Origin of the sequence: Stenotrophomonas sp. 8(2023), assembly GCF_030345295.1 — a bacterium.
Lineage (GTDB): Bacteria > Pseudomonadota > Gammaproteobacteria > Xanthomonadales > Xanthomonadaceae > Stenotrophomonas > Stenotrophomonas muris.
The window spans coordinates 98,407-112,313 of sequence record NZ_CP128404.1 but is presented as its reverse complement, the minus strand read 5'-3'; the positions used below and the strand labels follow the sequence as shown (position 1 = coordinate 112,313).

Annotated in this window: 11 protein-coding genes; 9 read left to right on the top strand and 2 right to left on the bottom strand. The window is 68.6% G+C overall.

What is annotated here, in order from left to right; translation table 11 throughout:
• Positions 1–231: 231 nt before the first annotated feature.
• Genes QP609_RS00465 through QP609_RS00425 form a run of 9 tightly spaced genes read left to right on the top strand, consistent with a single transcriptional unit; the run spans position 232 to position 12,583 of the window.
• Complete coding sequence (locus QP609_RS00465) at positions 232–1,863, top strand: TldD/PmbA family protein (protein WP_032957606.1); 1,632 nt, start codon at positions 232–234, stop codon at positions 1,861–1,863.
• 30 nt (positions 1,864–1,893) lie between these two features.
• A complete protein-coding gene (locus QP609_RS00460; protein ID WP_014645477.1) occupies positions 1,894–3,528 on the top strand; it encodes a TldD/PmbA family protein in 1,635 nt (544 codons plus the stop codon).
• Positions 3,529–3,549: 21 nt separating this feature from the next.
• Positions 3,550–4,884 carry a TldD/PmbA family protein gene (locus QP609_RS00455; RefSeq protein WP_014645476.1) on the top strand — a complete coding sequence of 445 codons (1,335 nt, stop codon included), beginning with the start codon at positions 3,550–3,552 and terminating at the stop codon, positions 4,882–4,884.
• On the top strand, positions 4,884–5,591 hold the full coding sequence (locus QP609_RS00450) for a DUF4159 domain-containing protein (RefSeq protein WP_032957605.1): 708 nt from the start codon (positions 4,884–4,886) through the stop codon (positions 5,589–5,591). The genes QP609_RS00455 and QP609_RS00450 overlap by 1 nt, the downstream gene beginning before the upstream one ends.
• A gap of 16 nt (positions 5,592–5,607) precedes the next feature.
• Complete coding sequence (locus tag QP609_RS00445; RefSeq protein ID WP_014645475.1) at positions 5,608–6,591, top strand: MoxR family ATPase; 984 nt, start codon at positions 5,608–5,610, stop codon at positions 6,589–6,591.
• 7 nt (positions 6,592–6,598) lie between these two features.
• A complete protein-coding gene (locus QP609_RS00440) occupies positions 6,599–7,495 on the top strand; it encodes a DUF58 domain-containing protein (protein WP_164077881.1) in 897 nt (298 codons plus the stop codon).
• Positions 7,492–8,613 carry a BatA domain-containing protein gene (locus QP609_RS00435; RefSeq protein ID WP_164077880.1) on the top strand — a complete coding sequence of 374 codons (1,122 nt, stop codon included), beginning with the start codon at positions 7,492–7,494 and terminating at the stop codon, positions 8,611–8,613. Before QP609_RS00440 ends, QP609_RS00435 begins: the two co-directional genes overlap by 4 nt.
• Positions 8,610–10,778 carry a hypothetical protein gene (locus QP609_RS00430; RefSeq protein WP_197621685.1) on the top strand — a complete coding sequence of 723 codons (2,169 nt, stop codon included), beginning with the start codon at positions 8,610–8,612 and terminating at the stop codon, positions 10,776–10,778. Before QP609_RS00435 ends, QP609_RS00430 begins: the two co-directional genes overlap by 4 nt.
• Positions 10,775–12,583, top strand: coding sequence for a hypothetical protein (locus QP609_RS00425; protein ID WP_197621684.1), 1,809 nt, complete (start codon positions 10,775–10,777; stop codon positions 12,581–12,583). The genes QP609_RS00430 and QP609_RS00425 overlap by 4 nt, the downstream gene beginning before the upstream one ends.
• Positions 12,584–12,641: 58 nt before the next feature.
• On the opposite strand, the gene QP609_RS00420 is transcribed toward QP609_RS00425, so the two are convergent.
• Together QP609_RS00420 and QP609_RS00415 are read right to left on the bottom strand one after the other, a co-directional pair.
• Positions 12,642–13,316, bottom strand: a complete 675-nt coding sequence (locus tag QP609_RS00420) for a hypothetical protein (RefSeq protein ID WP_014645470.1) — start codon at positions 13,314–13,316, stop codon at positions 12,642–12,644.
• A gap of 40 nt (positions 13,317–13,356) precedes the next feature.
• Positions 13,357–13,875 carry a hypothetical protein gene (locus QP609_RS00415; RefSeq protein ID WP_032957598.1) on the bottom strand — a complete coding sequence of 173 codons (519 nt, stop codon included), beginning with the start codon at positions 13,873–13,875 and terminating at the stop codon, positions 13,357–13,359.
• Between the last annotated feature and the right edge of the window lie 32 nt (positions 13,876–13,907).

The window sequence follows — 13,907 nt, the reverse complement described above, 5'->3', positions numbered from 1 at the left end:
TTTACGGCGTGTCCTGCCCACCCACACCGCGCCGCCATCCCTCAGCAAGCCCGCTGTTGCTGTGGCTGTTGCTCCGGCTCTGAGCAGGTGCAGGGCTGCAAGCCCTGCCGAAACACCCCCAACCATGACTGCAGTCACTTGCCCGGATGCCCCGCGCTGGCGAAAGTCGAGTGGTTGACGTGATCGGCTCGGCCCGTTGCCGGCCGCACGCAAGCGAGAGAGAGAAACGCTGTGCAACGACGTGAGTTCCTGGCTTTTTCCGGTCTGGGCCTGGCGGGCCTGCTGCTGCCGCATTCCCGTGCCATCGCCGCCGAGCAACTGCTCGCCCCGGTCGACACCCTCCAGCGCAGGCGCCTGGCGGACGTGGCGCTGGCCACCGCACGCACGGCCAAGGCCAGCTACTGCGATGTGCGCATCGGCCGCTACCTCAACCAGTCGGTCATCACCCGCGAGCATCAGGTCGGCAACGTGACCAACCGCGAATCGTCCGGCGTGGGCGTGCGGGTGATCGTCAACGGGGCCTGGGGCTTCGCTGCCACCCACCAGCAGACCGAGGCCGCCGTACGCGCTGCGGTCGAGCAGGCGGCCGCGATCGCCCGCGCCAACGCCAGCATCCAGACCCGGCCGGTGCAGCTGGCGCCGACGCCGCCGGTCGGGGAGGTGCGCTGGCAGACCCCCGTCCGCAGGAACGCGATGGCGGTGCCGATCCAGGACAAGGTCGAACTGCTGCTGGCCCTCAATGCCGCCGCGCTGGATGCGGGCGCCGACTACATCAATTCCACCCTGTTCCTGGTCAACGAACAGAAGTACTTCGCCTCCAGCGATGGCTCGTTCATCGACCAGGACATCCATCGCATCTGGCTGCCGTTCACCGCCACCGCCATCGACAAGGCCAGCGGCAGGTTCCGCACCCGCGCCGGCCTGTCCTCGCCGATGGGCATGGGCTATGAGTTCCTCGATGGCGATGCGCGCGGCAAGGTGCACCTGCCCGGTGGCATCACCGCTTACCGCGATTCCTACGACCCGGTCGAGGACGCCATTGCGGCCGCCCGCCACGCGCGCGAGAAACTGAAGGCGCCGTCGGTGAAGCCCGGCAAGTACGACCTGGTGCTGGACCCGTCCAACCTGTTCCTGACCATCCACGAGAACGTCGGCCACCCGCTGGAGCTGGACCGCGTGCTCGGCTACGAAGCCAACTACGCCGGCACCAGCTTCGCCACGCTGGACAAGCGCGATGCGGGTTTCCGCTGGGGCAGCGACATCGTCACCTTCTTCGCCGACAAGACCCAGCCGGGCAGCCTCGGTGCGGTCGGCTACGACGACGAGGGCGTCAAGACCCAGCGCTGGGACCTGGTGCGCGACGGCATCCTGGTCGATTACCAGGCCACCCGCGATGAAGCCCATATCCTCGGCCGCGATGCATCGCATGGCTGCAGCTACGCCGATTCCTGGTCCAGCGTGCAGTTCCAGCGCATGGCCAATGTCTCGCTGGCGCCGGGCAAGCAGCCGCTCAGCGTCGAGGACATGATCAAGGACGTGGAGAACGGTATCTACATCCACGGCCGGGGGTCGTACTCGATCGACCAGCAGCGCTACAACGCGCAGTTCGGTGGCCAGCTGTACTACCAGATCAAGGACGGAAAGATCGCCGGCATGGTCGAGGATGCGGCCTACCAGATCCGCACGCCGGAATTCTGGAATGCCTGCACGGCCATCTGCGATGAACGCGATTTCCGCCTGGGCGGTTCGTTCTTCGACGGCAAGGGCCAGCCCGGCCAGGTCTCGGCGGTCTCGCACGGTTCGTCCACCACCCGCTTCAACGGCATCAACATCATCAACACCGCGCGCAGTCTCGGCGCTTGAGCCACCCATCCTTCGACATGGAGAGCAGCCTTGCAAAGACGTGACTTCCTGGCCCTGACCGGGCTTACCGCGGGCGGGCTGATCGTGCCCTCCTTCTTCGGCAAGGTGATCGCCGCCGAGCAGCTGCAGTCCAGCCTCGACCCGGCATTGAAGAAGCGCCTGGCCGACGCGGCGCTGCAGGCGGCGCGCAGCGCCGGTGCCACCTACTGCGACGTGCGCATCGGCCGCTACCTGCGGCAGTTCGTGATCACCCGCGAGGACAAGGTGCAGAACGTGGTGAACACCGAGTCCACCGGCGTGGGCATCCGCGTGATCGTCAACGGCGCCTGGGGCTTTGCCGCCACCAACGCACTGGGTACCGCCGACGTGGCCAGGGCCGCGCAGCAGGCGGCGGCCATCGCCAAGGCCAATGCCGGCGTGCAGACCGCACCGGTGCAGCTGGCCAAGGCGCCGGGCGTGGGTGAGGTGAGCTGGCGCACGCCGATCCGCAAGAATGCGATGGAGGTGCCGATCAAGGACAAGGTCGGCCTGCTGCTGGACGTCAACGCTGCCGCAATGGGCGCTGGTGCCAGCTTCGTCAACTCGATGCTGTTCCTGGTCAACGAGCAGAAGTACTTTGCTTCCACCGATGGTTCCTATATCGACCAGGACGTGCACCGCATCTGGGCGCCGATGACGGTCACCGCCATCGACAAGAGCAGCGGCAAGTTCCGCACCCGTTCGGGCCTGTCCTCGCCGATGGGCCTGGGCTACGAGTACCTGGACGGCGCCGCCGCCGGCAAGGTGGTCAGCCCGAATGGCGTGGTCAACTACAGTTCTTCCTACGACATGAAGGAAGACGCCATCGCCGCCGCCCGGCAGGCGCAGGAAAAGCTGAAGGCCCCGTCGGTGAAGCCGGGCAAGTACGATCTGGTGCTCGATCCGTCGCATACCTGGCTGACCATCCACGAGTCGATCGGCCACCCGCTGGAACTGGACCGCGTGCTCGGCTACGAAGCCAACTACGCCGGCACCAGCTTCGCCACCCTGGACAAGCGCGAACAGCATTTCCAGTACGGCAGCGAGCTGGTCAACATCTTCGCCGACAAGACCCAGCCCGGCAGCCTCGGCGCGGTGGCATACGACGATGAAGGCGTGAAGTGCAAGCGCTGGGACCTGATCAGCAACGGCAAGCTGGTGGACTACCAGACCATCCGCGACCAGGCCCACATCCTCGGCAAGACCGAGTCCGACGGCTGCTGCTATGCCGACTCGTGGTCCAGCGTGCAGTTCCAGCGCATGGCCAACGTGTCGATGGCACCGGGCAAGACGCCGCTGAGCGTGCCGGACCTGATCAAGGACGTGGAGAACGGCATCTACATCATCGGTGATGGCTCGTTCTCGATCGACCAGCAGCGCTACAACGCGCAGTTCGGCGGCCAGCTGTTCTACGAGATCAAGAACGGCCAGATCACCCGCATGCTGGAAGACGTGGCTTACCAGATCCGCACGCCGGAGTTCTGGAACGCCTGCACCGCCGTGGCCGACGAACGCGACTACCGCCTGGGCGGTTCGTTCTTCGACGGCAAGGGCCAGCCGGGACAGGTCTCGGCGGTCTCGCACGGCTCGTCCACCGCGCGCTTCAACGGCATCAACGTCATCAACACCGCACGCAGCCTCGGCTGACCGGTCAGGAGCCCTTACACCATGAGTATCTTCACCGAAGCCCAGGCCAAGGCCATCCTCGACAAGGTCATCGCCCTGTCCAAGGCCGACGAGTGCACCGCCGTGCTGGCCGGCGCGATCAGCGGCAACATCCGCTTCGCGCTGAACAATGTCTCCACCAGTGGCATTGTCGACAACACCGAACTGGCAGTCACCGTCGCCTTCGGCAAGCGCGTCGGCACCGCCTCGATCAACGAGTTCGACGATGCCGCGCTGGAACGCGTGGTGCGCCGTGCCGAAGACCTGGCCCGCCTGGCCCCGGAGAACCCGGAGTTCATGCCGGCCATCGGCAAGCAGAGCTACCGCGCCAGCCCCACCTTCAGCGAATCCACTGCTGCCATCGATCCGGCGTTCCGTGCCAAGGTCGCCGCCGATTCGATCGCCCCGTGCCGTGGTCACGGCCTGATCGCCGCCGGCTTCCTCGAGGACGGCCAGGGCTTCCAGGCCACCGCCAACAGCAACGGCAACTTCGCCTACCAGCGCACCACCAACTTCGATTACACCTGCACTGTGCGCACTGAAGATGGCCGCGGCTCGGGCTGGGTCGGCCGCAACCTGAAGGATGCGGCCGACTTCAAGGCCGACCAGGACATCCGCATCGCCATGCGCAAGGCCACCGAGTCGGCCGAAGCCAAGGCGCTGGAACCGGGCAAGTACACGGTGATCCTGGAGCCGGCCGCAGCGGCAGGCCTGATCAGCTTCATGATGAACTTCTTCAGTGCGCGCTCGGCCGATGAAGGCCGCAGCTTCCTGTCGAAGAAGGGTGGTGGCAACAAGCTGGGCGAGCAGGTCTACGACCCGCGCGTGACCATGATCGCCGATCCGTGGCATCCGGACGCACCGGTGCTGCCGTGGGACAACGAAGGCCTGCCGCGCGAGCGCATGGCCATCATCGAGAACGGCAAGATCGCCAACCTGGACTACTCGCGCTTCTGGGCGCAGAAGCAGGGCAAGACCGCCAAGGCCTCGCCGGGCAACCTGCTGATGAGCGGTGGCGACAAAAGCACCGCCGAGCTGGTGCGTGGCACCCAGAAGGGCATCCTGGTCACGCGTACCTGGTACATCCGCATGGTCGATCCGCAGACGGTGCTGCTGACCGGCCTCACCCGCGACGGCACCTTCTACATCGAGAACGGCCAGATCAAGCACCCGGTGAAGAACTTCCGCTTCAACGAGTCGCCGGTGATCATGCTCAACAACATCGAAGAGCTGGGCAAGCCGGTGCGTGTGGCCGGTGATGAGTCCAGCTACGTGATGATGATCCCGCCGATGAAGCTGCGCGATTTCACCTTCACCTCGCTGTCCGACGCCGTCTGATGGATCGCCGGGCCTGCCTGCGCTGGTTGGCCGCTGCCGCTTCGGCGGCGGCGCTGCCGGCCTGGGCACAGGCAGGCCCGCGCAGTTCGCGCTACGACTTCTGGTTCACCCGCCTGCAGTACGACTCCGGTGACTGGGACGTGGACGCGCGCATGCCGTCCAACCTGATCACCTCGCTGATCGACTACACCTCGCTGCGCGTGGACCCGCAGGAGCACGTGGTGGCACTGGCCGACCCGCGCATGCTGGAAGCGCCGTTCTGCTACCTGGCCGGCCACACGCTGGTGGAGTTCAATGCCGCCGAGCGGCAGAACTTCGTGCGCTATGTGCGCAATGGTGGCTTCGTCTTCGTCGACGACTGCAACCACGATATCGATGGGCTGTTCGCCACCTCGTTCGAGGCACAGATGGGCCGCCTGTTTGGTCCCAGGGCACTGCAGAAGCTGCCCAACAGCCACCCGCTGTACCGCAGCTTCTTCCGTTTCCCCGATGGCCCGCCGGCCACCAGCTTCGAACTCAACGGCTGGGGCGACGACCTGGTGCACGACTACCTGAAGGGCATCGAGATCGATGGCCGCCTGGGGCTGCTCTACAGCAACAAGGACTACGGCTGCGAGTGGGACTACGACTGGCGCAACAAGCGTTTCCTGGCCGAAGACAACACCCGCTTCGGCGTCAACATCGTGATGTACGCGTTGAACAATTGATAGGACCGGCACGCCCATGACTTCCCCCGACCTCGATTCCCTGTTGCCACGCCTGGATGCGCTGCGCGCCGCGCTTGCACGCGCCGTGGTGGGCCAGCACACCGTGGTCGAGCAGCTGCTGATCGGCCTGCTGGCCGGCGGCCACTGCCTGCTGGAAGGCGCGCCCGGGCTCGGCAAAACCTTGCTGGTGCGCTCGCTCGGGCAGGCGCTGGAACTGCAGTTCCGGCGCGTGCAGTTCACCCCCGACCTGATGCCCAGCGACATCCTCGGCACCGAACTGCTGGAGGAAGACCACGGCACCGGCCATCGCCATTTCCGTTTCCAGCAGGGCCCGATCTTCACCCACCTGCTGTTGGCAGACGAACTCAACCGCACCCCGCCCAAGACCCAGGCCGCACTGCTGGAAGCGATGCAGGAACGCACGGTCAGCTACGCCGGCACCACCTACGCACTGCCGGCGCCGTTCTTCGTGCTGGCCACACAGAACCCGATCGAGCAGGCGGGTACTTACCCGCTGCCGGAAGCGCAGCTGGACCGCTTCCTGCTGCACGTGCTGGTGGATTACCCCAGCGAGGACGAGGAGCGGCAGATCCTGGAACAGACCACCGGCGGCGCCACCGACGCGGTGCCGAAGGTGATGGATGCAGAGGCGGTGATCGCGCTGCAGGCCGCCGTACGCCAGGTGCATGTCAGCCCGGATGTGCTGGCCTGGATCACCCGCCTGGTGCGCGCCAGCCGCCCAGGCGAAGGCGCACCCGCCGCGATCAACCAGTGGGTGAAGTGGGGCGCGGGCCCGCGCGCCGGGCAGTCGCTGGTGCTGGCGGCAAAAGCGCGCGCATTGCTGCAGGGCCGCTTTGCCGCCACCCGCGAGGATGTGCAGGCGCTGGCCGCGCCGGTGATGCGCCATCGCCTGCTGCTGTCGTTCGCCGCCGAGGCCGAGCAGAAGCGTGCCGACGACGTGGTCGCCGCCCTGCTGCAGGCTGTGCCGTTCCCGGGTTGAGCCACGCGTGAACGCCGGTACCCCGCTGACCTTGCCACCGGAACTGCGTGCGCGCCTGCGCACGCTCCGCGTGCGGCCACGCCTGGCCAGCGGCGCCAGTGGCATCGGCCAGCACGCCAGCCGCAGCCGCGGTGCCGGCCTCGAATTCGCCCAGTACCGTGCCTACGAACCAGGCGATGAGCTGCGCCAGATCGACTGGAAGCTGTATGCACGCTCGGACCGCTTCTTCGTGCGCGAATCCGAACGCGAAAGCCCGATCACGGTCTGGCTGCTGCTTGATGCCACCGCCTCGGCCGGGCAGGCCGATCGCGCGGCACCGCAGCGCACCCGCCTGGACCACATGCGCGGTGTGGCCGCCTGCGTGGTGGAACTGGCCCTGCAGCAGGGCGACCGTTTCGGCCTGCTGGCGATCAATGGCGATGGACTGCAGTTGGTGCCCGCAGCGAACGGCGCACGCCAGCGTGATCGCGTGCACCTGCAACTGCATGCGCTGCAGGCGCGTGGCGGCTGGCCTGTGGCCGATCGCCTGCGCCCGCTGTGGGAGCGCTTGCGCCCGGGCGACCTGCTGCTGGCGATCGGCGACGGTTTTGACGAGGCCGGCATTGTGCTGCTGGAACAACTGGCCAGCGCACGCCGCGAAGTGGCACTGCTGCAGATCCTCACCGCCGACGAGCGTGACTTCCCGTTCGGCGCAGGCCATCGCTTCCGCGATCCGGAGACCGGCGAGGAACTGCTGGGCGATGGCGCGGCGATCCGCACCGACTACCTGCAACGCTTCGCTGACGCACGCAACGCATTGCAGTCGCGCCTGCAGGCCAGCGGCATCGCCAGTGCCACTGGCTGGCTCGACCAGCCGCTGGACCAACCACTGCAGGCACTGTTTGGCCGCAGGGGCGGCGCATGACCCTGCTGTTCCCGTTGGGCCTGGCCGCGCTCGCTGCAGGGTTGCTGCCGCTGCTGATCCACCTCGCCCGCCGCCATCCGTACACACCGCTGGATTTCGCCGCGCTGCGCTGGCTGCGTGCACAGATCCGGCCGCGCCAGCGCATCCGCTTCGATGACTGGCCGTTGCTGCTGGTGCGCCTGCTGTTGCTGGCCGCGTTGGCCTTGCTGCTGGCACGACCTGCATTGACCGGGCCTGCGCCAGCCCCCACTGCGTGGACGGTCGTAGCCTCAGGGCTGGACGCGACCGCACTACGCGGCACCGCCGAAGCGGGCAACTGGCATTGGCTGGCGCCCGGCTTCCCGGCCATTGATGAAGTGCCACCCGCGTCCACGGCTTCCCTGCCCAGCCTGCTGCGCGAACTGGACGCACAGCTGCCTGCGGGCACCGCATTGACCGTGCACGTTCCCGATCCCCTGCCCGGCCTGGACGGCGCACGCCTGCAGCTGTCGCGCGAGGTGCAGTGGCGCCCGCAGCCGATACCGGTGAGTGAGCAACCGAGTGCCGCAACGTTGCCGCGCCTGCGCGTGCACAGCGATGCATCGGCCGTCGTCCAGCACTGGTTGAATGCACTGCAGCGCGCGTGGGGCAGGCAGGCGCCGCTCGCGCCTCTGGTGGCGGATGCGCTGCCCGAACGCGGCGAGATCGGCGTGTGGAGCCGCAACAGCGCACTGCCGGCAAACTGGCAGGCGTGGCTGCAGGACGGTGGACGTGTAGTGACTGCCGGCAAGCCTGCCGCCGAGGCCAGCATCCTGCTGCGCAACACCGAGGGCACCCCGCTGCTGTGGCAGCAACGCATCGGCCACGGTGTCCTGCTGTCTCTGCCCGGCGACTGGGATGCCTCAGGCAACGCTGCGCTGCGCGATCCGCAGTTGCCACGCGCGCTGCTGCTGGCTCTGCAGCCGCCTCCACTGCCACGCCTTGGCGATGCCCGGGACCAGGCCCCCCGCCAGGCAGCACTGCCTGCGGCAACGCCGCCGCTGCGCAAGCTCACCCCGTGGTTGCTGCTGGCCATCGTGCTGCTGTTCGCGCTGGAACGCTGGATGGCCAGCAGTCATCGACGCGGGGGGCCCGCATGAACACCCTGCAGCTCGCCTGGCAGCACGCGCGCCGCCGCCGTGCGCTCGTCACCCTGCTGCTGGGCCTGCCGTGGGCGCTGGCCGCAACGGTGCTGGCGCTGCGCCTGGCGGGCTTCGATATGGCCTGCGTGATCGGCACCATCGGCCTGCTTGCCTGCGCAGCGCTCGCCACGGCACGCTCCCGCCAGCTGGACCCGCAGTGGTTGCAGCGCCAGCTCGATGGCAGCGGCGCCAGTGAGGACAGTGCCGACCTGCTGTTTGCCGATGCGCTTACCCTCAATCCGCTGCAGCAGCGCCAGCGCGCGCATGTGCTGGCCACGCTGGAACGCGCGATGCCGGAACTGCGTCCGCGCTGGCCGCGTGGAGCATTGGCGCTGTGCTGGATCGCAGGCCTGGCCATCGTTGCGCTGGCATTCGGCTGGCCACGTTCCAGCCCCGGCTCCGCGCCGGCCCGTGCGTCGGCGCCTGGCAGCACGGCTGCCGCGGGCCCACTGCACCTGCAGTCCACCCGCATGCGCATCGACGCGCCGGCCTATACCGGCCAAGCCACGCTCACCCAGAACGCACTGGATGCCAAGGTCGCCGCCGACAGCCGGCTGTCGTGGTCGTTGCGCTTCGATCGCGCACCGGACAAAGCATGGCTGCAGTTCCACGATGGTCGCCGGTTGCCGCTGAACGAACACGATGGCCAGTGGCAGGCACAGGATGTGGCGCGCACGCCGGTGCTGTACCGCGTGGTGAGCGAGCCGGCGTTGGCCGGAACCGACCTGCATCGTCTGGACGTGGTCGCCGACCGCGCGCCCGGCGTACGCGTGCTGGAGCCGGCCGCCAGCCTGGTGCTGGGCACGCCCGGGCAACGCCAGTGGTCGTTGCGCTTCGAGGCCACCGACGACTATGGCGTAGCCGCGCAGGCAACGCTGTCGATCACCACCACCCAGGGCAGCGGTGAGAACATCACCTTCGTGAAACGCAGCGTGACGCTTGCCGGCAGCGGCGAAGCCACCGCGCGGCGTTTCGCCCACACGCTTGATCTGGCTGCGCTGGGCGCGCAACCGGGCAACGATGTCATCGCCCAGCTGGAAGTGCGCGACAACCGCGCGCCAACAGCGCAGACCGGGCGCAGCAGCAGCGTGATCCTGCGCCTGCCCAGCGCCGAGGTTGCACTCGGTGCCGAACTGGAAGGCCGCATCAAGAAGACCCTGCCGGCCTATTTCCGCAGCCAGCGGCAGATCATCATCGATGCCGAAGCGCTGATCCGGCAGCGACGCAGCCTCGCCGCCGAGGACTTCGTGAAACGCAGCGATGCGATCGGTGTCGACCAGCGCATCCTGCGCCTGCGCTATGGCCAGTTCCTGGGCGAAGAAAGCGAAGGTGCACCGAAGCCACCGCCGACCAGCGACCTGCCCACCAGCGATGCGCCGACCGCAGACAGCCACGACGACGAACACGATCACGACCATGGCGCCGAGGCCGGTGCGCACGACGCGCATGGCCACGACCACGGCGGCAAGGCGTCCAATGCCGATGCGCCACCGGTGTTCGGCAGCGCCACCGATGTGCTGTCGGAGTACGGCCACACCCACGACCATGCCGAGGCCGCGACCCTGCTCGACCCACAGACCCGCGCCACGCTGAAGGCCGCGCTGGACCAGATGTGGTCGGCCGAAGGCGAGCTGCGCCAGGGCCGTCCGGAGCAGGCACTGCCGTTCGCCTACAAGGCACTGGGGTTCATCAAGCAGGTGCAGCAGGCCGAACGCATCTACCTGGCACGGGTGGGGCCGGAGCTGCCGCCGATCGATGAAGGCCGCCGGCTGGGTGGCGATCGCGCTGGGCTGGCCAGCCGTGAACTGCCGTTGGCCGCCCGCACCCCGCCCGATCCGGCCATCGTCGAAGCGTGGCAGCGCCTCGGCGATGACACCAGCGTGCCCGACCTCGACGCACTCGCCAGCTGGCAGCAGCGCAATGCCGCCTACCTGCCCGACGCACTCGATCTGGCTGCCGCCATCGAGCAGCTGCGCATCGAACCCGGCTGCCGCGACTGCCGCCAGCGCCTGCGCGCACAGGTATGGCGCGCGCTGCAGCGACCCCTGCCGCAGGCAATGCGGCGCAACGCCGCCGATGCGATGGGGCAGCGGTACCTTGACGCGCTGGAGGTGCAGCCATGAACGCCTCCGCTGTGAACCTGTGGATTGCGCTGGCACTCGCCCTGATCGTGGTCATCGCCAGCGTGCGCCAGCTGCGTGGCAATGCCGCGCGTCGTGGCCGCCAGTGGATCGTGATTGCGCTGCAGCTGATCGCTGCCACGCTGCTGTACTTCTGCCTGGTCCCGCCCACCGGCCAGCAACCCGCGGTCGGCCTGGTCGTGCTGGGAATCGATGCCGACAAGGCCGGCGCGCTGCCGGCCAGCGCAGGCCCGCGGCTGCTGTTGCCTGAGGCTGCCGATGTGCCTGGGGGCCAGCGCGTGCCGGACCTGGCCACGGCGCTGCGCCAGCATCCGGCTTCCACGCTGACGCTGGTCGGTGCCGGCCTGGTCGCGCGTGACCGCGACGCGGTACTGCCACGCGACGTGCGCTGGCAGCCGGTAGCTCCGACGCGCGGGTGGATCGCGCTGCAGCCACCCGCCGACACCGCGCCCGGCGCACGCTTCGACGTGCATGCACAGGCGCGCGGCGTCGCCAAGGCCAAGGCGGAACTGCTTGACCCCGCCGACAGCGTGGTCGATCGCGTGGACGTTGCCGAGGACGGTCACGTGCAGCTCAGCGGCATCGCCCGCGCCGAGGGCCGCAGCGTGTTCCAGCTGCGCCTGCTCGATGCCGGCGGTCATGTGGTGGACAGCGCGCCGGTACCGCAGCAGACCCTGCCGGCGGCACCGCTGCGCATGCTGGTGCGTGCCAGTGCGCCGGGCCCGGAGCTGAAGTACCTGCGCCGCTGGGCCGCCGATACCGGCATCCGCGTGCAGGTACAGGCCGATACCGGGGCAGGTGTCAGCGTGGGGGATGGCGCGGTCGCGCTGGATGCAGCGTCACTCGCGCGCAGCGATCTGTTGCTGCTGGACGAGCGCAGCCTGACCGCATTGAGTGCCGGCCAGCTGGCTGCCGTGCGGCAGGCGTTGCGTGACGGCCTTGGCGTTCTGTTGCGTAGTGCAGGCGCACCTGCAGCCGGCGCGCGCCAGCGCCTGCAGGATCTGGGCCTGCCGGTGCAGGGCGATGGCAGCAGCCACGCCCTCGAACTTCCCGGCGACGGCGACAGCGCGGTCCTCGCCGCACGACGCGGCCCGCTCGCCGCCGGAACGCTGCCGACCGGCTACGGCGAGGAGGCTGACCGCAGCTCGCACAGTGCGCCCCTGCCCGCGCTGGAAGCACTGGCGCTGCAGGCGCCAGGCAGCAACGCCCTGCTGCGGGATGGGACGGGCAAGGCCGTCGGCGGCTGGCGCGCTGCCGGCAAGGGCCGCATCGGCCTGCTGCCGATCACCGACAGCTGGCGCTGGGTGCTGGCCGGACGCGATGATCGCCACGGTGAACTCTGGAGCAGCGTAGTCGCCACGCTGGGGCGTGCGCAGGGCAGCGGTGATGCGCTGTGGTCGCCGCAGACGCTCGGCTGGGCGGGCGAACGGCAGGCGCTGTGCGGCGTGCAGGCGCCACTGCAGGTCTTCAACGCGCGCGGAGACAGCGTGCCCCTGATCGTCGACGGCGCAACGTCGACCCTGCGCTGCGCCGGCTGGTGGCCGCGCGAGGCGGGTTGGCAGCGCCTGCAGCACGGCGACACCACGGTCTGGCGCTATGTGTTCGACCCGAAGGCCGCACCTGCACTGCACCAGCAGGCGATGATCGATGCAACCACGCGGGCGTTGGCCGTCAGCGGGCCGACGAACACGGCGATGATGCAGCCCGTGCCGGGCTCGCGCTGGCCCTGGTGGCTGGCGTTCACGGTGTGCGCTTCGCTGCTGTGGTGGCTGGAGCGGCGGCGCTGACCCGGGGTCGGATCCCTTTCGCCCACGAAAGGGCTCTGACCCCTCCGTCATGCGTCCTTCAGCGTTTCCCCGCGCGCCGGTAAACGCCGTTGAAGCGCACGTTCATGCCACCGCATTCGCTGTTGTCGGCCACGATCAGCACCTCGCCCAGCGAGTGCACGCGCACCCGGCACGTGTCCTCGACGAACTCGACATCAGCACCACGCGGCGTCGCGCGCGCTTCCACCTGGCCCATGTTCGGGCCATACGGGCGCTGTTCCGGCGTGGGGTTGGCAGAGGGCCAGTAGGCGTCGCCATCCACATGCAGTTGTCCACCCTGCACGGTGATGCGCAGGCCGTTGTCGCCGTCTTTCCAGTGGCCCACCCAGTCCTGCAGCGTTGGCACGGCCACCGGCAACGGCTGCAGCTTGCTGCGGTCCACCCAGCCGGCGCTGCCACCCACCTTGTTCGGGAAGAACGCACAGCGGTAGCGGCCAAGGTCGCGACCGGTCACCACCGTATCGCCGTTGACCACATAGCTGCGCTGGCGGCAGGCCGGTTCGCCCTTGGCGGGGCACCCGTCCATGTCGCCGAGCAGATACAGGCGCGGTGCGTCGACCACCCGCGCCAGCGCGAACCGGCTCTGTTCGGAGGGGAACGCGCCATTGCGGCACGCGCCATCACCGGCGATGCCGGCAGCAAAGGCGGACGCGGGCAGCAATGCAGCCAGCAGGCAGAACGAACGCAGGAACATGGCAGCGCTATCGGTTGAGGAACCGGCAGGATATACCGGCCTACTTCACCGGCGGTGCATCACCGGCATCCTGCTGCTGGGAGAACCGCAGCGCACGCTGCCGCTGTTCGGCACTGAGCTCAGGCGGTGGCCGGGCGATGGCGGACTGGATCTGGTCGGGGCCACCGGTGAGCTTGTTCAGGCCCCGGCCCGCCGCCAGCACGCCCTTGACCACGCCCATCATGATGTAGCCGCCGCCCATGCTGACCTGCTCCGGTGACGGTGGCTCGCTCCAGTCGCGGCTGAAGCGGTTGTCGCCGAACTTCACCGGGTTCTTGAAGCGGTACAGGTCCAGCGGCTCGTCGTCGGGCTTGAGTGCACGCACCTCGCCGAGGGTGGTGACGTTGTCCTGCGGCAGGGCGGTGGAGATCGGCGCGGTGGCTGCTGCCGGGGCATCAGCAGGGGGAACGGGTGCAGGATCGGGCACCGATACCGGCGCGGCCTGCTGCGCCTGCGCGATGCCGGCCAGCAGCATGCCGGCCAGGAGTGCTCCCTGCGTTCCACGTCGTGCCACAGCCATCCGCCCTGTTGGTTGCGTCCAGCGCCCAAGGA